The sequence below is a fragment of the Streptomyces sp. KL2 genome (assembly GCF_046529545.1).
Classification (GTDB): Bacteria; Actinomycetota; Actinomycetes; order Streptomycetales; family Streptomycetaceae; genus Streptomyces; species Streptomyces radiopugnans.
Genome location: NZ_CP127170.1, coordinates 1,077,280 through 1,097,764, shown reverse-complemented (window position 1 = coordinate 1,097,764; position 20,485 = coordinate 1,077,280). Strand labels below are relative to the sequence as shown.

Here is a 20,485-nt window from a genome sequence, read left to right as displayed (position 1 = left end):
AACACGGCCGGTGTGCCATGGCCCCATGCCAGTGCCGCAACCGACCGGCAGCATCCACCGGGCCGCTGCCGGCCTCGACGTACCCGGTGGTCCGGACGTGCCCGAGGCCGCCGAGTTCGCGGCCGCGCTCACCGCGCTCACCGCCGAACTCGACCCGGCCGCCGGATGGTACGGGGTCTTCGCCCGACGCGACCCCGAGGGGCTGGCCGCCTGCCTGGCGGGCCGCCGGATCCCGCCGTGGGACGTGGTCGCCTCCCTGCTGGACGACCTCACCGTGCGCCGCGGCCCCCGGCGGGCCCGCTCCCGGGCCGCATGGCTGAGGACGCTGTACCTGGCGTCGCTCACCGCCTGCGACGAGGCGGCCGGCGACCCGCGGCGGCGGGCCGCCGAACTGCGGGAGGTGCTGATGCGGACGCTGCGCGAGCAGCGGCACGCGGCCCACCGCGAACAGGCCCTGGCCCGTGCGCTGGTGGCGGGCGGCCACCCGGCGGGCGCCGGCCGCCTGGCCGCCGACCTCGCCTGGGCACGCGACGACCGGGCCCGCGCCACGGCCCGCTGCCGGGAACTGCGCGAGCGCCTGGCCGCCCTGGCCGCCCTGGCGGCCCGTACCGGGGCCGATCCGGGCCACGAGCACGGCCACGGATCCGGCCACGTCCCCTCGCCCCCGCCGCCGTCCGGCCCCGTGCGCGCCCGGCCGCGCGGGGCCCGGTTCGCCGGGCTGGAGACCGGAGCGCGGGCCGACCCGGCCGCCGCGCCGGCCGGTCCCGTACTCGCCGGGGCCCCGGCGGTACCCGCCCCGCGCGGGGCCCGGTTCGCCGGGGCGGGGGACGAAGGGGGCGGGAGGACGGCCCGGCCGAAGGACCCGGCCGAAGCCGCGGCCCGGGCGGCCCGGGTCCGGAGGGAGTGCGACGAGACCGTCGCCCGGCTGGCCGGGCTGCGCGCCCGGGGCCGCACCGGGGAGGCGCACGCCCTGCTGTGCGAGGCCGCGGGCCGTCCCGCCGCCCTTCTGCCGGTGCTGGTCGAACGTCTGGAGCAGGCCGGTATGGACGCCGATGTCGCGGACCTGCTGTGGGAAGCCGCGTGCCTGCCGCCCGGCCCCTTGGCCGGGGCCGCCGGAGCCCTCGCCGCCGCGGGCCGGGCCGAGGACTGCGGACGGCTGCTGCGGCAGGCGGCCGCGCGCCCGGCGGAGGAGGTTGCCGCAGCCGCGCTCGCCCTGCACGGGGCGGGCCTCGACTCCGGGGCCGTCGAGCTGCTGTCGGCGGTGGTCCGGGCCCGGCGCCCGGAGGAGGCGGCCGAGGCCGTGGCGGCCGACCCGGCCGCCCTGACGCCCCTGCTGCTGGCGGCCGCGGCACGGGTCTCCGACCGCCGCCGCAGGGACATCGAGGGGGTGCTGGCCCGGGGACGCCCCGCCGCGGGCCGGTGACCGCCCCGGCCGAGCCCGCCGGCGTCCGGGACGCCCGGCGCGTCCGCGCCGCCCCGCCTCCACGGCCCCGCCTCCGCCGCCGCACGGCCTAACAGCACTGTGTGCCGACCCCTCGACCGGGGCACGCTGTGCCGGGAGGTTCGCACATGGACGCAGCGCAGACCGCAACCGTACGCCCCCCGTGCGGGGCGGGCGTCACCGACCGTGAGCCGACGGCGCCCGCGCGGGGCCGAAGGCGAGCCCGGCGCCCGGACACCGGACAGGAGGTGTGCCCCGCATGACCCGCTACGGCTTCCACGCCTCCCACGAGCAGTTCCCGCCCGCGCGGCTGCTCTCCTTGCTGGAAGCGGCCGAGGAGGCCGGGTTCTCCTCGGGCATGTGCTCCGACCACTTCGCACCCTGGAGTTCGCGGCAGGGGCACTCCGGGCACGCCTGGGCCTGGCTGGGGTCGGCGCTGGCCGCCACCTCGCTCCCGCTGGGCGTGGTCACCGCCCCCGGCCAGCGCTACCACCCGGCCGTCCTCGCCCAGGCGGCGGCGACGCTGACGCAGATGCATCCCGGCAGGCTGTGGGTGGCGCTCGGCACCGGACAGGCGCTCAACGAGCACATCACCGGCGCCCCCTGGCCCGGCAAGGAGGAACGCGTCCGCCGCCTGGAGGAGTGCGTGGACGTCATGCGCGCCCTGTTCGCGGGGGAGACCGTCTCGCACGACGGCCTGGTCCGCGTCGACCGCGCCCGCCTGTGGTCGCTGCCGGAGAGGCCGCCCGCCCTGCTGGCGGCGGCGGTGAGCCCCGCCACCGCGGCGCGGGCGGCGCGGTGGGCGGACGGGCTGATCACCGTCAACCAGCCGGACGACGCCCAGCGGGAGACGCTGACCGCCTACCGGGAGGCGGGCGGTGAAGGCCCCGCCGTGCTCCAGGCGCACCTGTCCTGGGCCCCGGACCGGCGGAGCGCGCTGGAGGCCGCGCACGACCAGTGGCGGGAGGCGGTGCTCGGCAGCGACGTCGGCTGGGAGATCCCGCTGCCCGAACACTTCGAGCAGGCGGCGCGGTTCATCGAGCCCCACCAGGTCGAACCCCATGTGCACGTCTCCGAGGACCTGGCACGGCACACCGCCTGGCTGGCGGCCCAGGCCGAAGCGGGGTTCGACGAGGTGATGCTGCACCAGGTGGGGCTGGACCAGGACGGTTTCGTCGAGGCCTTCGGCGCCCGCGTCCTCCCGGAGCTGACCTCGTGACGGGCCGGAGCGGGGCGGACACGGGGGCGTACCCGCCGATCGGCGAGTACGCCTTCCTCTCCGACTGCCGTACCGCCGCACTGATCGGCCCGGACGCCGCCGTGGAGTGGCTGTGCGCCCCGCGGGTGGACGCCGCCGGCGTCTTCGCACGGCTGCTGGACCGGGCCGCGGGCGGGGCCTGGGAGCTGCGGGTGGCGGACGAGGGTCCGTCCGAGCGGCACTACGCCGGTACGGCGCCGATCCTGGAGACCCGCTGGGAGTCCTCGGCGGGCACGGCGGTGGGCCACGACTTCCTGGCGGTCCGCCCGCCCGGTGGAGAGGAGCACCGCGGCCTGGTGCCCACCGGTTTCCTCGTCCGGCTCCTGCGGTGCGAGCGCGGCCGGGTGCGGGTACGGCACCGGCTGTCGGCCAGGCCCGACTACGCGCGCCGTGCCGCCGAGTGGACCGAGGCCCCGGACACCGGCGGTCTCGCCGAGGAGGGGGCCGTTCTGTGGCTCGCCGCCGCGGGCCCCGACGGCGGGAACGGCCCGCGCCCGCACGTCACCGCGGACGGCGACGCGGAGGTGACCGCCGAACTCGGCGCCGGGCAGACCCTGGCGGTCCTCCTCTCCTACGACGGGCGGCGGAGCGGCCCGCTGGACCCCGGATACGCCCGCCGGCTGCTCCGGGAGACGCGCGACGCCTGGCACGCCTGGTCCTCGCCGGTCCCGTACGACGGATACGGCGCGGACCACGTGCGGCGCAGCGCCATGGTGCTGCGCGCCCTGATGTCCAGCGACACCGCCGCCCTCGTCGCCGCGCCCACCACCTCCCTCCCCGAGTGGCCGGGCGGCGAACGCAACTGGGACTACCGCTACATGTGGCACCGGGACGCCGCCCTGGTGGTCCTGGTCCTCATGCGGCTGGGCCACCGGGTGGAGGCCGGGGCCTACCTGCGCGGCCTGCTGCGGCACTGCACCGCCTCGCGCGGCGTGCTCACGCCCATGCTGGACATCGACGGCCGCACGGACAGCACCGAGCGGACGCTGGACCACCTGGAGGGTTACCGGGGCTCCCGCCCCGTACGCGTGGGCAACGCCGCACACGAGCAGAGGCAGCTGGACGTGTACGGCCAGGTGCTGGACGCGGTGCTCGTCTTCCAGCAGGTCACCGCCGGCTCCGGCGACGGCTCCGGGGCCGGGGCCGGGCTCGACGAGGACGAGCGCGCCACCGTCTACGGGGTGGTGGACACCGCGTGCGAGCTGTGGCGGGAACCGGACCACGGCATCTGGGAGATCCGCAGCGAACCCCGGCACTGGACCAGCTCCAAGCTCTACCTGTGGGTCTGCCTGGACCGCGGCATCCGCCTGGCAGAGCTGGCCGGTGACCGGGGGCAGCCGCTGGAGAAGTGGCGCGCGCAGCGGGACGAGCTGCGCGAGAGCATCCTGACCCACGGGTACGACGACGGCGTGGGCGCCTTCGTGCAGTCCTACGGCTCCCGGAACCTCGACGCCTCCCTGCTGCGGATCCCGCTGCTCGGGTTCCTCCCCGGGCACGACCCCCGGGTGCTGTCCACGCTCGACGCGATCGCGGAGGGCCTCGGGGAGGGCCCGCTGGTCCACCGCTACGACCCGCGGGCCACCGCGGACGGGATCGGCGGCCCCGAGGGCGGCTTCCTGCTGTGCTCCTTCGACATGGTCTCGGCGCTCGTCCTGGCCGGGCGGCTGGAGGAGGCGAGGGAGCGCTTCGAGGCGCTGTGCGCCCGGGCGGGGCGCTTCGGGCTGTTCGCCGAGGAGCAGGCCGCCGACGGCACCATGCTCGGCAACTACCCGCAGGCGTTCACTCACCTCGCGCTGATCGAGGCGGCGATGAACCTGGACGAGGCGGGCCAGGAGGAGTCGCTGCACGCCTGGGCCACGCGCGGCGCCGGCCGGCCGGGTTGAGGCGCCGGCCGGGTCCTCAGGGCATACGGCCCGCCGCCAGCTCCTCCAGCAGGGCCGGCAGCGCCCGTCCGATCGGCTCGCGCACCACCCGCCGGGCCAGCGGGTCGTACGGCGTGGGCTCGGCGTTGACGATCACCAGCCGCGCACCGTGCTCGGCGGCGATCCCGGCCAGCGAGGCGGCCGGCTGCACCTGCAGGCTGGTACCGACCGCGACGAACACCTCGCACGCCCTGGCGATGGCCAGTGCCTCGCCCAGCACCTGCGGGTCCAGCGCCTCGCCGAACATCACGGTGGCCGACTTCAGGATGCCGCCGCACCGCAGGCACTCGGGGTCCGCGACCCCGGCCCGCACCCGCTCCAGCGCCCGCTCCATCTCCGAACGGGCACGGCACCCGGTGCACACCACGGCCCGCGCGGTCCCGTGCAGCTCCAGCACCTTGCGCTCGGGCATCCCGGCCATCTGGTGCAGCCCGTCCACGTTCTGGGTGATCACCCGCACCGGCACCCCGGACCGCTCCAGCCGCACCACGGCCTCGTGCGCGGCGTTCGGCCTGGCCCGCAGCGCCGGGCCGTCCAGCCGCATCCGCCAGGAGCGGCGGCGGATCTCCGGGTCGTTGACGTAGTACTCGTAGGTGACGAGCTTCTCGGCCTCGGGGTCCTTGCGCCACACGCCGTTCGGACCGCGGTAGTCGGGGATTCCGGAGTCGGTGGAGATCCCCGCGCCGCTGAGGATGGCCACCAGCGGCCTCCCGCCCGCCCCGCCCTTCCCGTCCCCGCTCTTCCCGTCGGAGCGCTGTGCGCTCCGCCTGCCCTGCGTGCTCATGGCTTCGAGCCTACGCACCCGGGCCCCGGACCTCGACCGCGTTTCCGTCCGGCTGCGGTGGTGGCACACTGCGCCCGGACACGCCGCGCCCGCGGACCGTGCCCACCCGCCGACCGCCTGCCCCCGGGAGCCGAGCCGATGACCTTCACCACCCGCCCGACCCTTCAGGGCACCTTCGGCATGGTCTCCAGCACCCACTGGCTGGCCTCCGCCTGCGCCATGGCGGTGCTGGAGGACGGCGGCAACGCCTTCGACGCGGCCGTCGCGGCGGGCTTCGTCCTCCAGGTCGTCGAGCCGCACCTCAACGGCCCCGCCGGAGAGGTGCCGGTCATCCTGGCGCCCGCCGGCGGCCCGGTACGGGTGCTGTGCGGGCAGGGGCCCGCGCCGCGCGGCGCGACGGTGGAGCACTACACCTCGCTCGGTCTGGAGCTGGTGCCCGGCACCGGCCCGCTGGCCGCCGCCGTCCCCGGCGCGTTCGACGCCTGGATGACGCTGCTGCGCGACCACGGGACCCGGGAGCCCGCGGACGTGCTGAAGTACGCCATCGGCTACGCCGAGCACGGCCACCCGGCCGTACCGGGGATCGGGGCGACGGTGGAGCGGGTGCGCGAACTGTTCGAGACGGAGTGGACGACCTCCGCCGAGCTGTATCTGCCCGCCGGGCACTCCCCGGCGCCCGGCGCGCTGCTGCGCAACCCCGTCCTCGCCGCCACCTGGCGGCGGCTGCTGGCCGAGGCGGAGGCGACCGGGAGAGGACGCGAGGGGCGCATAGAGGCCGCGCGGCGGGTGTGGCGCGAGGGCTTCGTGGCCGAGGCGCTCGCCGACTTCGCCGCCCGCCCCGCCATGGACACCTCCGGCGAGCGCCACGCCGGCACCCTCACCGGCGACGACATGGCCTCCTGGTCCGCCTCCTACGAGGAGCCCGTCACCTACGACTGGAACGGCTGGACGGTCTGCAAGGCCGGCCCCTGGTCGCAGGGCCCGGTGCTGCTCCAGCAGCTCGCCCTCCTGGCGGACCTGCCCGGAAGCGGACCGGAGTACGGCACAGGGGAGTACCTCCACACCCTGATAGAGGCGAGCAAGCTCGCCTTCGCCGACCGCGAGGCCTGGTACGGGGACGCGCAGGGGGACGGCACCGTACCGGTCGAGGACCTGCTCTCGGACGCCTACACCGCGCGGCGCCGGGCCCTCATCGGCGAGAACGCCTCCCACGAGCTGCGCCCCGGCAGCCCCGGCGGGCGCGCCCCCCGGCTCGGCGCCCACGCCGCCGAAGCCGCCGCACGGGCCGGGGACCGGGCGGCGGGCACCGGCGAGCCCACCGTGGCCCGCGACGGCGCGACGGCCGGCGACACCTGCCACCTGGACGTGGTGGACCGCTGGGGCAACATGGTCAGCGCCACGCCCAGCGGCGGCTGGCTCCAGTCCAACCCCGTCGTGCCCGCCCTCGGCTTCCCGCTCGGCACCCGGCTCCAGATGGCCTGGCTGGAGCCCGGTCTGCCCAACACCCTCACCCCCGGCCGCCGCCCGCGCACCACCCTCACCCCCTCGCTCGCGCTGCGCGGCGGGGAGCCGGTCCTCGCCTTCGGCACGCCCGGCGGGGACCAGCAGGACCAGTGGCAGACCCACTTCCTCCTCGCCGTCGCCCTGCGGGAGCCGGTGCGCGGCGGATACGACCTCCAGGGCGCGATCGACGCACCGAACTGGCACCACGAGGGCTTCCCCGGCTCGTTCTGGCCGCGCGCCATGCGGCCGGGCGCCGTCACGGTGGAGTCCCGCGCCGGGGAGGAGGCCGTCCGCGAGCTGAGGCGGCGCGGGCATCTGGTGACCGTCGGCGGCCCCTGGACGGAGGGGCGGCTGTGCGCGGTCGCCCGCGACCCGGAGACGGGTGTGCTGTCGGCGGCGGCCAACCCGCGCGGCATGCAGGGCTACGCGGTGGGCCGCTGACGGCCTCCGGCGGTGGCGGCGGCAGAGACGGCGGCGGACGGACGGGCGGACCGGGGGATCCGTTCACCCCGCGGCCATCCGCCGTCCGGCGGGAACCCCCGGTGGCGTGTTTCCATGGAGTGGTGATCGACGACGAACTGCTGACAGGGGTCGAGGAGGCCGTGCGCAAGGCCGCGGCCGCCGAGATCATGCCGCGCTGGCGGCAGCTGGCCGCTCACGAGGTGACCGAGAAGAGCGGCCCGCACGACCTGGTGACCATCGCCGACCGGCGCGCCGAGGAGCACCTGACCGGGGCCCTGACCGCGCTGCTGCCCGGCTCGGTGGTCGTCGGCGAGGAGGCGGTGCACGACAACCCGGCGGTCTACGGCGCGCTGGGCGGCGAGGCGCCGGTGTGGATCGTGGACCCGGTGGACGGCACGCGCCAGTTCGTCCACGGCGACCCCGGCTTCTGCACCCTGGTGGCCCTCGCCCGCGGTGACGAGCTGCTGGCCTCCTGGACGTACGCGCCCGCCCGCGAGGAGCTGGCCGTCGCCCTGCGCGGCGAGGGCGCGCGCCTCAACGGCGAGGAGATCCGCTCCGGCAGCCCCGCGCCGGACGCGCCGTTGGAGGTCGCCCACTCGCACCCGGACTTCACCACCGACGCGCAGAAGCGCTCCCTGGAGGGCCTGCGCGCCGAGGGGATCAGGCCCAGGCCGTGCGGCTCGGCGGGCCTGGAGTATCTGAACGTGGCGCGCGGCGCGCTCGACGCGGTGGCCTTCACCTGGGAGAACGCCTGGGACCACGCCGCCGGGCTGCTGCTGGTGGCCGAGGCGGGCGGCGGCCACGCCACGCTGGAGGGGAGGCCGTTCCGCCTGGCGGGCGGCAACGCGCTGCCCTTCACGGCGGCCCGCGACGCCCTGACGGTGCGTCGTATCCTCTCCCTGCTGGCCTGAGCCGGTCAGACCTCAGCGCCGAGGGGAGAATCCGACGTGGCGTCGATGCGGGACGTGGTCGTGGTGGGAGCCGGTCCGAACGGGCTGACCGCCGCGGTGGAACTGGCCCGGCGGGGCTTCTCCGTCGAACTGTTCGAGGCGATGGAGTCGGTCGGGGGAGGGGCGCGCACCGAGGAGCTGACGCTGCCCGGTTTCCGGCACGACCCCTGCTCGGCCGTACATCCGCTGGGCGTCGGCTCGCCCGCCTTCTCCGCGATGCCGCTCACCGAGCGGTACGGCCTCGAGTGGCTCCACCCCGAGCTGCCCCTGGCCCACCCCTTCCCCGACGGCACGGCCGGGGTGCTGGCCCGCTCGCCGGCCGAGACGGCCGCCTCGTTCGGGCCGCGCGACGCGGGGACGTACCGACGGCTGGTGGCACCGTTCCTGGGGCGCTGGAAGACCCTGGTCGGCGACTTCTTCAAGGTGCCGTGGGACGGGCTGCCGCGCGACCCGGTCACGCTGGCCCGCTTCGGGCTGCTGGGGCTGCAGCCGGTGGACTGGCTGGCGCGCCGCTTCCACGACGACAGGGCCCGCGCGCTGATGTTCGGTCTGGCCGCCCACGCCATCGGCCCGACCACCTCGCCCGCCACCGGCGGCATCGCCCTGGTCTTCGCGCTGGCCGCGCACGAGGTCGGCTGGCCGATGCCGCGCGGCGGCTCGCAGTCCCTGTCCGACGCGCTCGCCGCCTACCTGCGCGACCTGGGCGGGCGGATCCACACCGGGGTCGAGGTGCGGCGGCTGGACGAACTGCCGCCCGCCCGCGCCTACGTCTTCGACACCTCGCCCACCGCGCTGGCGCGGATCGCCGGGCTGGGCGACGCCTACCGGCGCTTCCGCTACGGCGCCGGCGTCTTCAAGATCGACTACGCCCTGGACGGCCCGGTCCCGTGGACCTCCGAGGCCGCCCGGCGCGCCGGGACCGTCCACCTGGGCCCCTCCAGCGGCGATATCGCCGCCGCGCTGCGCGCCGCCTCCACCGAGGGCGTCCAGCCGGACCCGCCGTTCCTGATCACCGCCCAGCCCACCGTGGTGGACCCGGGCCGGGCACCGGAGGGCCGCCACGTGTTCTGGGCGTACGGCCATGTGCCGCGCGGCTGGAGCGGGGACGCCACCGAGGCGGTCGAGCGGCAGATCGAGCGCTTCGCGCCCGGCTTCCGCGACCGGGTGCTGGCCCGCGCCACGGCGGGCCCGCCGGAGCTGGCCACCCGCAACGCCAACTACGTCGGGGGCGACATCGCCTGCGGCGCCTTCACCGGGCTGCAGACCCTGCTGCGCCCGGGGCTCGCCCGCATCCCGTACGCCACCGCCCACCCGGCCGTCTTCCTGTGCTCGTCGGCCACCTGGCCGGGCCCGGGCGTTCACGGCATGTCCGGACACAACGCGGCGAAGGCGGTCTGGCGCCGCCTGCGGCAGCGCGCGTAGCGCGGCGCGGGCGGGGGGAAGGCGCTTCCGGGGAGTGGTGCGAGGGGCGGCCGCCGGCCCGTGCGACGGGCTCCCCGCCCCGGCGGGCGGGGGCTAGAGTGCCGCCATGGCGAAGACGGAGATCGCACTCGACACCGAACTGGTCGTCGAGGTCATGGTGTTGAGCGGGATCGGCAACCCCCGCGACGCGATCGAGGCGGTCGTGCGCGACTACGTCGCGCGCGGTCACCGCACCGAGACGCGCACGGGTGAGGAGGCGGAGGTCCGGCTGCGGGAGATCGACACGACGCCCAGGATCCAGGAGGGCTGACGCCCGGAGCGGGCCGCCGCCGGCGCGCGGGGCCTTCCCGACGACCGGGGACGGCCGGAAGCGCTCGCGGCAGGACCGCTGCGAGCGCTTCCCCCGCCGCGGCCGGGGCGCCGAGGCCGGCGAGCCGCCCGGCCGGAGGCCGAGGGTACGCCGGCCCTCTTTGGAGTGGGCCGTGAGGAGCGTCAGAAACCCTGCGAGTCCTCCCCGTCCCGCGCCGACGCCTTGCCGCCCTCGGCCGCCCGCCGCAGCCGCGGATGGCGGCGGGCGCTGCGCTGCTCGCTGACGGCCTCGCCGACCATCGCCCGGATGGCCTCGCGCGCCCCGTGCAGCGGATGGTGGCGGGGCGGCCCGGCGCCCGGGTCCTCGCGCAGCTCCTTCACCAGCGACCAGCACAGCGCCAGCATCACCAGCACGAAGGGCAGCGCCACCAGGATCGTCCCGGTCTTCAGCCCGTCCAGGCCGCCCGCCAGCAGCAGCACGGCGGCCACCGAGGCCATCAGCACACCCCAGAGGACGACCAGCCACTCGCGCGGGTGCAGCGCACCGCGGGAGGTCAGCGAGCCCATCACCAGGGAGGCGGAGTCGGCGCTGGTGATGAAGTAGGTCATCACCAGGATCATCGCGATCACCGAGGTGACCGTGCCCAGCGGCAGGGCCTCCAGCAGGCCGAACAGCGACGCCTCCACGCCCTCCTCCAGCCTTCCGGCCAGGTCGGCCTCGCCGGTGTCGTCCATCCGCATGGCGCTGCCGCCCATCACGCAGAACCAGACGATCGTCGCGCCGCCGGGCACCAGCAGGACGCCGGTCAGGAACTCGCGGATGGTGCGGCCGCGGGAGATGCGGGCGATGAAGGTGCCCACGAACGGGGCCCACGACAGCCACCACGCCCAGTAGAAGATCGTCCAGGTGCCCAGCCATTCCTTGTTGCCGAACGCACCGGTCCGGCTGGACAGCACCAGCAGGTCCTGGAGGTAGGCGCCGACTCCGGCCGGGATCGCGTCGAGGATGAACACGGTCGGGCCCAGCAGGAAGACGAAGCCCATCAGCGCGGCGGCGAGCACCACGTTCATGCTGCTGAGCCACTTGATGCCCCGGTGCAGCCCGGAGAACGCCGAGACCACGAACGCGGCCGACAGCACCAGGATGACCAGCAGCTCCAGTTCCCGGGTGTCCTCCCAGCCGACCGTCAGGTTCAGGCCCTTGGCCACCTGCAGGGCGCCCAGGCCCAGACTGGTGGCGGTGCCGAAGACCGTGGCGAAGACGGCCAGCAGGTCGATGATCCGGCCGGGCCAGCCGTTCGCGCGGCGCTCGCCCAGCAGCGGGACGAAGACCGAACTGATGCGGTTGCCGCGGCCCTTGCGGAAGGTGACGTAGGCCAGGGCGAGGCCGGCCACGCCGTAGATGGCCCAGGGGTGCAGCGTCCAGTGGAAGAAGGAGTACTCCAGCGCGACGCGCTCGGCGGCGCCGCTGCCGCCCTGGACGTCGCCGAAGGGCGGCGGGTCGACGTAGTACGTCAGCGGCTCGCCGACACCGTAGAACATCAGGCCGATGCCCATGCCGGCGCTGAACATCATCGCGATCCACGCCAGGTTGGAGAACTCCGGCTCGTCGGAGTCCTTCCCGAGCCTGATCCGGCCGAAGCGGCTGACCGCGATCACCACGCACAGGACCAGAAAGAGGTTGGCGGCCAGAGTGAACAGCCAGCCGAAGTTTCCCAGCACCCAGTTCAGCGCGGTCGTGGAGACGGAGGAGAAACCGTCCGTGCCGATGGCCGCCCAGGCCACCACGACCAGCACGACCGTCACTCCGATGGCGATCATCCCGGTGTCCGGGGGAGGGTCCTCGCGGGCCGTCTCCGGGGCGGGTTCTCGGGGCGGCTTGGTCACATCGGTGCTCATATCACCCAACTATGAAATGGTTCATACGGTTCCATGCACGGACGCGCCGTGCGGGCGGGGGGACGCCCGACGGTACGCCGTGGTCCCACATGCCCGCCATCGGTAGGGTCTAGACGGCGCGACAGCCTGTTCGAGACACAAGAGAGACCGCGTGGATACGACACACACCGAGACAGGCCGCGTGCTGATCGCCGCGGACAAGTTCAAGGGGTCGCTCACCGCCGCCCAGGTGGCCGAGCACACCGCGGCCGGGATCCGCCGGGCCCGCCCCGGCGCCGCGATCGAGGCGCTGCCCGTCGCCGACGGCGGCGACGGCACCGTCGACGCGGCGGTCGCCGCAGGGTTCGCGCTGCGCCGGACGGCGGTGACCGGGCCGCTGGGCAAGGCGGTCACCGCCTCCTACGCCCTGCGCGGCGACACCGCCGTGGTGGAGATGGCCCAGGCCTCCGGCCTCCAGAAGATGCCCGAGGGCGTCTTCGCCCCGCTGTCGGCCACCACCTACGGCACCGGCGAGGTGCTGCTCGCGGCGCTGGAGGCCGGAGCGCGCACCGTCATCCTCGGGGTGGGCGGCTCCGCCACCACCGACGGCGGCGCGGGCATGCTGACCGCGCTCGGCGCCCGCTTCCTCGACGCCGGCGGCAGGCCACTGCAGCCCGGCGGCGGACCGCTGCGCCACCTGGCGACGGCCGATCTGTCGGGACTGGACCCGAGGCTGAAGGACATCGAGGTCGTCCTGGCCTGCGACGTCGACAACCCGCTCACCGGGCCCCACGGAGCCGCGGCCGTCTACGGACCCCAGAAGGGAGCGCGGGAAGCGGACGTGGAGACCCTGGACGCCGCGCTCGCCCACTACGCCCGCGTGCTGGAGACCGTCCTCGGCCCGCGCGCCGCGCACCTGGCCCGGCGGCCCGGCGCGGGCGCGGCCGGCGGCGTCGGCTACGCCGCCCTGGCCGCGCTCGACGCCTCCTTCCGGCCCGGCATCGAGGTGCTGCTGGAGGTGCTGGGCTTCGCCGGCGCCCTGGAGCGCGCCGATCTGGTGATCACCGGCGAGGGCTCGCTGGACGCCCAGACCCTGCGCGGCAAGGCACCCGCCGGGGTGGCCGCCGCCGCCCGCCGGGCGGGCCGGCCCGTGGTCGCGGTGTGCGGGCGCCTGGCCATCGGCGAGGACGAGCTGCGGGCCGCCGGGATCGAGGCGGCGTACGCGCTGACCGACCTCGAACCGGACCCGGCCGTCTGCATGGCGCAGGCCGGGCCGCTGCTGGAGCGGGCGGCCGAGCGGCTGGCGGCCGACCGCCTGTGACCTGCCCCGAAGGCCCGGACCGCACCGCGCGGTCCGGGCCTTCGGCCTGCCCGGCGCGGCCCCCCTCCCGCCCTCCTCCGTGACGCCGCACCGTCCGCCCGGGAGCGGAGGCCGCGGATCCGCTGTGCCCGTGCACAGCCGGGCCCCCGCACCTCTGGTCACCGGCAGCGATTCGCCCACCGGCCGTGGACGGCCCTTCGCGGCCGGTGCTGGGGTGAGCGCCGTGATCCCGGTGGAGCCCACCGGGGGACAGGACGGAAGAAGAGGAGGGCCGATGACGGCCGCTTCGCTGGAGGTCCGGGGGGTGTCCGTGGGCTACGGCCCGGTACGGGCGCTGAACTCGGTCTCCGTTGATGTACCCGAGGGCGCGGTGGTCGCCGTCCTCGGCGGCAACGGCGCCGGCAAGACCACCCTGCTCCGCGCCGTCTCGCGCACCCTGCGCTTCCACGGCGGGACGATCGGCTCCGGCACGGTCTCCTTCGCCGGACGGCGGCTGGACGGCCTCACCCCCGCCCAGGTGGTGGCCGCCGGAGTCGTGCAGGTGCCCGAGGGGCGGCAGGTGTTCGCCCGGATGACCGTGGCCGACAACCTCCGCGCCGGTGCGCTCGGCGCGGCCGGCGGCCGCCGGGCGGCCGCCGAGGCGCAGGCGCGGGTCCACGAACTGTTCCCGGTGCTGGCGCAGCGGGCGCACCAGCGGGCCGGACTGCTCTCCGGCGGCGAGCAGCAGATGCTCGCCATGGGCCGTGCCCTGATGGCCCGTCCGAAACTGCTGCTCCTGGACGAACCCTCCCTCGGCCTCGCCCCCCTGATGGCCGACCGGATCGCCGAGACCGTACGGGAGATCAACGCCCAGGGCACCTCGGTGCTGCTGGTCGAGCAGAACGCGGCGATCGCGCTGCGGCTGGCCTCCTCCGCGGTCGTCCTGGAGGTCGGGGAGGTGGTCCTGGCGGGGGACGCGGACGAACTCGCCGCCTCCGACGAGGTGCGCCGCCGCTACCTGGGCATCACCGACGACCCCGGGCACCCCGGAGCGCCGGAGGGCGCCGGTGCCGAGGGCGTCTCCGAGGGGGCCCTGCACCCGGCCGCTCCCCTGCGCAGGTGGTCGGCGTGACGGCCTCCGGCACCCCGGCACCGGCATCGGGACCGGCACCGGAAGCGGCACCGGCGGAAGGTGAGGTCCCTGCGCTGCGCGTGAACGACCTCACCGTGCGCTTCGCCGGACTCACCGCGCTGGACGCCGTCTCCTTCACCGTCGAGCCGGGCAGCGTCCACGCGGTCATCGGCCCCAACGGCGCGGGGAAGTCCACCACCTTCAACGTCCTGTCCGGCGTCTACCGCGCCACATCCGGCAGCGTCCGCTTCGGCGACGAGGAGCTGACCGGGCTGGCGCCGCACGCGATCGCCTCCCTCGGTGTGGCCCGCACCTTCCAGAACATCGCGCTCTCCCCGTACACCACGGTCGCCGACAGCCTGATGCTCGGCCGCCACCGGCTGACCCGCACCGGCTACCTGGCCGCCGGGCTCCGTCTGCCGAGGGCCGCGCGCGAGGCGGCCCGGCACCGCGAACGGGTGCTGGAGATCGCCGAGTTCACCGGTCTGGAGCCCTATCTGGACCAGCCGGCCGGCTCGCTGCCGTACGGGCTGCAGAAGCTCGTCGAACTCGGCCGCGCGCTGTGCATGGAACCCCGGCTGCTGCTCCTGGACGAGCCCGTGGCCGGCATGACCGCCGACGAGCGCCGCCGCACCGCGTCCCTGATCGCGGGCGTGCGCGAGGGGCTCGGCATTTCGATCGTCCTGGTGGAGCACGACATGGGAATGGTGATGCGGCTCGCCGACGCGGTGACCGTACTCGACTTCGGCCGCAGGATCGCCGACGGCACACCCGACGAGGTCCAGCGCGACCCCGCGGTCGTCCGCGCCTATCTGGGACAGGAGGCGGCGAGCGCATGACGACCTTCGTCGAACTGCTGCTGAGCGGGCTGTCCATCGGCTCGGTCTACGCGCTGATCGCCCTCGGCTTCGTGATCATCTTCAAGGCGACCGAGGTGGTGAACTTCGCCCACGCCTCCCTGCTGCTGGCCGGCGGCTACCTGACCGCCGTGCTCCGGGACGACATCGGGTTCTGGGCGGCCCTGCTGGTGGGCGTCGCGGGCGCGGCGGCGGTGGGCGCGCTGGTGGAGTTCCTGGTGATCCGCCGCTACCGCGGACACGACCACAGCGTGCTGGCCATCGTCACCATCGGCGTCGACATCGTGCTGGTCACCGAGCTGACCCGGCAGATCGGCGCCCGCGTCCTGCCCATGGGCGATCCGTGGGGCGACGAGGTGCTCACTCTCGGGGCGGTCAGCATCCCGCAGACCCGGGTGGCCGCCTTCGTCACCGCCGCCCTCATCATCGGCGCCTTCCTGCTGGCCTTCCGCTTCACATCCTGGGGCGTGGCGATGCGGGCGGTGGCCGAACACCCCGAGACAGCGGCGCTGATGGGCATCCGGCTGGGGCGGGTGTCCTCCTCGGCCTGGGCTGTGGCGGGCGGACTGGCCACGGTCGCCGCCCTGTTCCTGACCGTCTTCCCCACCCCCGGCCTGGAGCGCGGCACCTCCCTGGTGGCGCTCAAGGCATTCCCCGCCGCGATCCTGGGCGGACTGGACTCCACCACCGGAGCCCTGGCCGGCGGGCTGATCATCGGAGTCACCCAGTCCATGGCCGCCGGCTACCAGAGCGACCTGACCTTCCTGGGCCGGGGCATCGGCGACCTCGCCCCCTATCTGGTGATGCTCCTGGTCCTGCTGGTGCGCCCGGCGGGCCTGTTCGGAACGAGGGAGCTGTCCCGTGTCTGAGCCCGCCGAGACCTCCGTCTCCGCCGCCCCCGCACCCGCCGGGCCCGCGGCCTCCACGGCCCCTTCGTCCACATCCGCCGGCTCCGGCAGCGGGCGGCACGGCCGCCGCGCACGCGCCCGTGTCCTGCCGCCGCGCCGCACCACCGCCTACACGGCGGCCGCTGCGGGCCTGCTGCTGCTCGCCCTGCCCTTCTACCTCGACCGCTTCTGGCTCCAGGCCGGACTGCTGGCCATGGCCGCCGCCATCGGCGCGATCGGGCTGAACCTGCTGACCGGCGCCACCGGCCAGCTCTCCCTGGGCCACTCCTTCTTCCTCGCAGTCGGCGCGTACGGCTACTGCGTGCTGGCCGGCGACCGCGACGGGGAGCTGACCGGCCTGGGCCTGCCCGGCTGGCTGGCGGTGACCGGCGCGGTGGCCCTGGCCGGTCTGGCGGGCGGGCTGTTCAGCCCGATCGCCGGACGGCTGCGGGGCGCGTACCTGGGCATCGCCACCCTGGCGCTGGTCTTCATAGGCCAGCATGTGCTGCTCAACGCCCACGATCTGACGGGCGGTTACAACGGCCGCCCCGTCCCGCCGCTGTCGCTGTTCGGTCTCAGCTTCGACGACACCGAGACCGTGGTCGCCGCCGTGCCGTTCCAGTCGATGGAGAAGCTCTGGTACGCCGGGCTGGTCCTGCTGGCGGTGTGCGCCTTCTTCGCGCACGGGGTGCTGCGCGACCGCCCGGGCCGGGCGCTGAACGCCATCCGCGACCACCGGATCGCGGCCGGGGTGATGGGCGTGCCGGTGGCCCGCCAGCGGGCGGGGGTGTTCGTCCTGTCCTCGATGTACGCGGGCCTGGCCGGGGTGCTGCTGGCGCTGGTCTTCCAGCAGACCGTGCCCGAGTACTTCGGCATCGTGCTGGCCCTGGAGTACCTGGCCATGATCGTCATCGGCGGTCTGGGCTCGGTCTCCGGGGCCGTCACCGGGGCGGTGTTCGTCACTTTGCTGCCCCAGATCCTCACCCGCTACAGCGAGGCACTGCCCCTGGTCTCCGCCCCCGGAACGGGCGGGGTCGCACCGGGGGAGATGTCCCGCTACCTGTACGGCGCCGCGATCGTGGCGATCGTGCTGTTCCTGCCGGGCGGCCTGGTGCGGCTCGCCGCCCGCCGCGGTCACACTCAGAAAGACGAGGCATGAAGACTGTGAAGACGCAGAAGAAGCACACGGCACGCGCCGCCGCGGTGGTCGCCGCGACCGCCCTCGCCCTCATCGCCACGGGATGCAGCTCCAAGGCGGGCGGTGGCGACTCCGGCGGCACCGGCACCGGCACCGGCGCCGACGGCGTGCGGACCGACAAGGGCGTGACGGACGAGACCATCCGGATCGGCGCCCTCACCGACATGACCGGTGTCTACGCCTCCCTGGGCAAGAGCGTCACCCAGGCGCAGCAGCTCTACATCGACCAGATCAACTCCGACGGCGGGATCTGCGGGCGGAAGCTGGAGCTGACCGTCCGCGACCACGGCTACGACGCGGGCAAGGCGATCCCCGCCTACACCGAGCTGCAGCCCAAGGTGGTGGGCTTCGTGCAGTTCCTCGGCTCGCCGTTCGTCAGCGCGGTCAAGGAGCGGATCGACGGCCAGCACAAGGTGCTGGTGCTGCCGCAGGCCTGGTCCGCGGACCTGCTGGGCAGCGAGTACATCCGGGTCATCGGCGCCACCTACGACGTGGAGACGGTCAACGCGATCGACTTCCTGCTGAAGGAGGGGAAGATCGCCGAGGGCGACACGATCGGACACGTCTACTTCGAGGGCGACTACGGCGAGAACGCCCTGAAGGGCGCCGAGCACGCGGCCCAGAAGGCCGGACTGACCCTGGTGGAGCAGAAGATCAAGCCGACCGACGAGGACATGTCCCCGCAGGTGGCGGCGTTCAAGAAGGCCGGTGTGAAGGCCATCGTGATCAGCGCCGGGCCGCGCCAGGCGGCCTCCCTGGTCGGTGTGTCGGCGGCCGCCGGCCTGAACGTGCCGATCATCGGCAACAACTCGGCGTTCGCGCCGCAACTGCTGAAGACCCAGGCCGGCCCGGTCCTGCAGAAGGACTACTACGTGGCCGCCTCGACCCTGCCCATCGGATCGGAGGAGCCGGAGCCGGCCAGGCTGGCCCGGAAGTACGCCGAGGCCTACCCCGACGACATCCTCGACAACGGCGTGGCCGCGGGCTGGAGTGCCGCCTCCGTCTTCGGCGCGGCGCTGAAGCAGGCGTGCGACGACAAGGACCTCACCCGGGAGGGCGTGGTCAAGGCGCTGACGTCCATGGAGGACCACGACGGGGGCTTCGGCATCCGGCACGACTTCTCCGACCCCGAACTGCCCTCGACGCGGGAGAGCTTCATCCTCAAGCCGGACGGGAAGACCGAGGGCGGGCTGAAGGTGTACCGCGAGGCGGAGGCCTCGGAGAACGCCCAGGCTTTCTCCTTCGGGGAGTGACCGCGCGCTGACCGGGCGTCCGTGCCCGCCGTGACGGGGGCGGCGGCCGGACGGTGCGGGCGGGGCCCGGACTCCTACGAGTCCGGGCCCCGCGGCGTTTTCAGGGCGCGAGGCCGCCCGCGCCGTGTACCGCTCGCCCGCGCCGTGCCCGCCCTGCCCGGAGCGCTCCCGGGGCTCCGTCCCCCTTCCGGCCGCCCGCGCCGGGCCCCGGTACGGCCCGCCGGTGTCTCCCGGCAAATCCGCTGGTGTATTCCGGCGCGGGCCGGGAAGGCGCGGAAAAGGAGGAGAAGGCGGGAAAACACCGGGCGCCGGACGGATTCCATGGAATCCGTCCGGCGCCCGAGGTATGAACCGGCCGTCGCCGTCGCCGTCGCCGTCGCCGTCGCCGTCGCCGCCGGCTAGGGCTGGGCCGCGGCCCGTGCCTCACGGCGGTTGTCGCGGAAGGTGTTGACCCGGCGCGCGGTGGCGAACAGCGGGATCACCGCGCCCAGCACCAGCTGCAGCGCGCAGCCGGTCTGCAGCAGCAGCTCACCGCCCGGGGCGTCGAACGCCCAGGCCGTCAGCAGGCCCATGCTCAGCACGATCCAGCCGAGCATCGCCACGGCCAGCAGCCCGCGCGGCTTGGGGTACTCCACCCGGCTCACCATCAGCCAGGCCACACCGACGATGGCCAGCAGCGTCGGGACGAACGGCAGCTCCAGCAGGACGATCGAGACGACCGTCAGCGCCCCGAAGGGGCTGGGCATGCCCTGGAACACCCCGTTGGGCAGGGTGACGCAGGAGAACCTGGCGAGCCGCAGCACCACCGCCAGCAGCACCACGACGCCGGCGAGCGCCGAGACGCCCTGGTACGCGTCGTTGGCCACCATCCCCCAGACCAGCACGAAGTACGCGGGCGCCAGCCCGAAGCTGATCAGGTCGGAGAGGTTGTCCAGCTCCGCGCCCATCGCCGAGCTGCGCAGCTTGCGTGCCACGAGTCCGTCGAAGAGGTCGAAGACCGAGGCCAGCAGCATCAGCATCACGGCGGTCGCGGCGCTGTGCCGCGCCATGCCGCCGTCGCCGTTGCCCGTCAGATGCGGGATCAGGACGCCGGTGGTGGTGAAGTACACCGCCAGGAAGCCGCAGGTGGCGTTGCCCAGGGTGAGCGCGTCGGCTATCGACAGCCGCATGGACAGCGGCATGTCGCCCATCTCGTCGCCGTCGTCCTCCGGACCGGCCTCGGGGACCCACTGGGTCTTGGGGTCAGTCACGGTCAAGGCGAGTCACCCCCGCGGTCGTGGGCTGGCCGACCTCGACGGCGACCTCGACGCCCTCCGGGAGGTAGAGGTCGACGCGGGAGCCGAAGCGGATCAGGCCGATCCGCTCACCCTGTTCGACCTTGGCGCCCTGCTCGATGTACGGCACGATCCGCCGGGCCACGGCGCCGGCGATCTGGACCATCTCGATGTCGCCCAGCTCGGTGTCGAAGTGCCAGACGACCCGCTCGTTGTTCTCGCTCTCCTTGTTGAACGCCGGAACGAAGCCGCCGGGCACGTGCTCGACGGACGTCACCGTGCCCGCCAGCGGAGCGCGGTTGACGTGGACGTTCAGCGGGCTCATGAAGATCGCGACGCGGGTGCGCCCGTCCTTCCACGGCATGATGCTCTGCACCACGCCGTCGGCCGGGGAGATGACGCGGCCCTGGGCGATCTCTCGCTCGGGGTCGCGGAAGAACCACAGCATGCCCGCCGCCAGGGCGGTGGCGGGCACTGCCGCCACCGCTGCGCCTCTCGAGCGCCTGGCGCGGGCCAGGCTGAGGGCTGCGGTGGCGACGGTCGGGAGGAGCCACGGCGATGCTCCGCGCGCGAGACGGATACGGCCGCGTTGTGCAGAGGATGGGCTGTGGGGCATGGATGACCTTCGTAGCGGAGGGTGCCGCGTAAACACGGG

General features: G+C 74.9%; 17 protein-coding genes. 13 read left to right on the top strand and 4 right to left on the bottom strand.

What is annotated here, in order from left to right; translation table 11 throughout:
- Positions 1-25: 25 nt before the first annotated feature.
- The 3 genes from QPK52_RS05020 to QPK52_RS05010 all read left to right on the top strand — a co-directional run bounded on the left by QPK52_RS05020 (position 26) and on the right by QPK52_RS05010 (position 4,582).
- Positions 26-1,423, top strand: a complete 1,398-nt coding sequence (locus QPK52_RS05020) for a hypothetical protein (RefSeq protein WP_410535814.1) — start codon at positions 26-28, stop codon at positions 1,421-1,423.
- A 277-nt stretch (positions 1,424-1,700) separates the two neighbouring features.
- On the top strand, positions 1,701-2,660 hold the full coding sequence (locus QPK52_RS05015) for a TIGR03885 family FMN-dependent LLM class oxidoreductase (RefSeq protein ID WP_410535813.1): 960 nt from the start codon (positions 1,701-1,703) through the stop codon (positions 2,658-2,660).
- Positions 2,657-4,582, top strand: coding sequence for a glycoside hydrolase family 15 protein (locus QPK52_RS05010; protein ID WP_410535812.1), 1,926 nt, complete (start codon positions 2,657-2,659; stop codon positions 4,580-4,582). Before QPK52_RS05015 ends, QPK52_RS05010 begins: the two co-directional genes overlap by 4 nt.
- A 16-nt stretch (positions 4,583-4,598) precedes the next feature.
- Here the strand turns inward: QPK52_RS05010 and QPK52_RS05005 are convergent, their stop codons facing one another.
- Positions 4,599-5,405: an SIR2 family NAD-dependent protein deacylase gene (locus QPK52_RS05005; protein WP_410535811.1), complete on the bottom strand. Its 807-nt coding sequence runs from the start codon at positions 5,403-5,405 to the stop codon at positions 4,599-4,601.
- 138 nt (positions 5,406-5,543) lie between these two features.
- On the opposite strand from QPK52_RS05005, the gene QPK52_RS05000 reads away from it, so the two are divergent.
- From QPK52_RS05000 to QPK52_RS04985, 4 genes are all read left to right on the top strand, one after another.
- Positions 5,544-7,349 (top strand): gamma-glutamyltransferase family protein, encoded by a 1,806-nt coding sequence (locus QPK52_RS05000; RefSeq protein ID WP_410535810.1) that lies wholly within the window; start codon positions 5,544-5,546, stop codon positions 7,347-7,349.
- A 122-nt stretch (positions 7,350-7,471) separates the two neighbouring features.
- Positions 7,472-8,281 carry an inositol monophosphatase family protein gene (locus QPK52_RS04995; protein WP_410535809.1) on the top strand — a complete coding sequence of 270 codons (810 nt, stop codon included), beginning with the start codon at positions 7,472-7,474 and terminating at the stop codon, positions 8,279-8,281.
- Between the two features lie 45 nt (positions 8,282-8,326).
- Positions 8,327-9,742, top strand: a complete 1,416-nt coding sequence (locus tag QPK52_RS04990) for a phytoene desaturase family protein (protein ID WP_410540210.1) — start codon at positions 8,327-8,329, stop codon at positions 9,740-9,742.
- A gap of 106 nt (positions 9,743-9,848) precedes the next feature.
- A complete protein-coding gene (locus QPK52_RS04985) occupies positions 9,849-10,052 on the top strand; it encodes a type II toxin-antitoxin system VapB family antitoxin (RefSeq protein ID WP_093660055.1) in 204 nt (67 codons plus the stop codon).
- A gap of 182 nt (positions 10,053-10,234) precedes the next feature.
- Here the strand turns inward: QPK52_RS04985 and QPK52_RS04980 are convergent, their stop codons facing one another.
- Complete coding sequence (locus tag QPK52_RS04980; RefSeq protein ID WP_410535808.1) at positions 10,235-11,950, bottom strand: BCCT family transporter; 1,716 nt, start codon at positions 11,948-11,950, stop codon at positions 10,235-10,237.
- Between the two features lie 151 nt (positions 11,951-12,101).
- On the opposite strand from QPK52_RS04980, the gene QPK52_RS04975 reads away from it, so the two are divergent.
- The 6 genes from QPK52_RS04975 to QPK52_RS04950 all read left to right on the top strand — a co-directional run bounded on the left by QPK52_RS04975 (position 12,102) and on the right by QPK52_RS04950 (position 18,556).
- Positions 12,102-13,250 (top strand): glycerate kinase, encoded by a 1,149-nt coding sequence (locus tag QPK52_RS04975; RefSeq protein WP_410535807.1) that lies wholly within the window; start codon positions 12,102-12,104, stop codon positions 13,248-13,250.
- 274 nt (positions 13,251-13,524) lie between these two features.
- Positions 13,525-14,361 (top strand): ABC transporter ATP-binding protein, encoded by an 837-nt coding sequence (locus QPK52_RS04970; protein WP_410535806.1) that lies wholly within the window; start codon positions 13,525-13,527, stop codon positions 14,359-14,361.
- A 74-nt stretch (positions 14,362-14,435) separates the two neighbouring features.
- Positions 14,436-15,200 carry an ABC transporter ATP-binding protein gene (locus QPK52_RS04965; RefSeq protein WP_410540209.1) on the top strand — a complete coding sequence of 255 codons (765 nt, stop codon included), beginning with the start codon at positions 14,436-14,438 and terminating at the stop codon, positions 15,198-15,200.
- Positions 15,197-16,087, top strand: coding sequence for a branched-chain amino acid ABC transporter permease (locus QPK52_RS04960; protein WP_410535805.1), 891 nt, complete (start codon positions 15,197-15,199; stop codon positions 16,085-16,087). Before QPK52_RS04965 ends, QPK52_RS04960 begins: the two co-directional genes overlap by 4 nt.
- A 124-nt stretch (positions 16,088-16,211) precedes the next feature.
- Entirely contained in the window at positions 16,212-17,264 is a 1,053-nt protein-coding gene (locus tag QPK52_RS04955) for a branched-chain amino acid ABC transporter permease (RefSeq protein WP_410540207.1), read from the top strand.
- On the top strand, positions 17,261-18,556 hold the full coding sequence (locus tag QPK52_RS04950; protein ID WP_410535804.1) for an ABC transporter substrate-binding protein: 1,296 nt from the start codon (positions 17,261-17,263) through the stop codon (positions 18,554-18,556). The genes QPK52_RS04955 and QPK52_RS04950 overlap by 4 nt, the downstream gene beginning before the upstream one ends.
- A gap of 398 nt (positions 18,557-18,954) precedes the next feature.
- Here QPK52_RS04950 and pssA read toward each other — a convergent pair whose 3' ends face one another.
- Both pssA and QPK52_RS04940 read right to left on the bottom strand, forming a co-directional pair.
- Positions 18,955-19,812 (bottom strand): CDP-diacylglycerol--serine O-phosphatidyltransferase, encoded by an 858-nt coding sequence (pssA, locus tag QPK52_RS04945; protein WP_410535803.1) that lies wholly within the window; start codon positions 19,810-19,812, stop codon positions 18,955-18,957.
- Entirely contained in the window at positions 19,799-20,446 is a 648-nt protein-coding gene (locus tag QPK52_RS04940; protein ID WP_410535802.1) for a phosphatidylserine decarboxylase, read from the bottom strand. Before QPK52_RS04940 ends, pssA begins: the two co-directional genes overlap by 14 nt.
- Positions 20,447-20,485 lie beyond the last annotated feature (39 nt).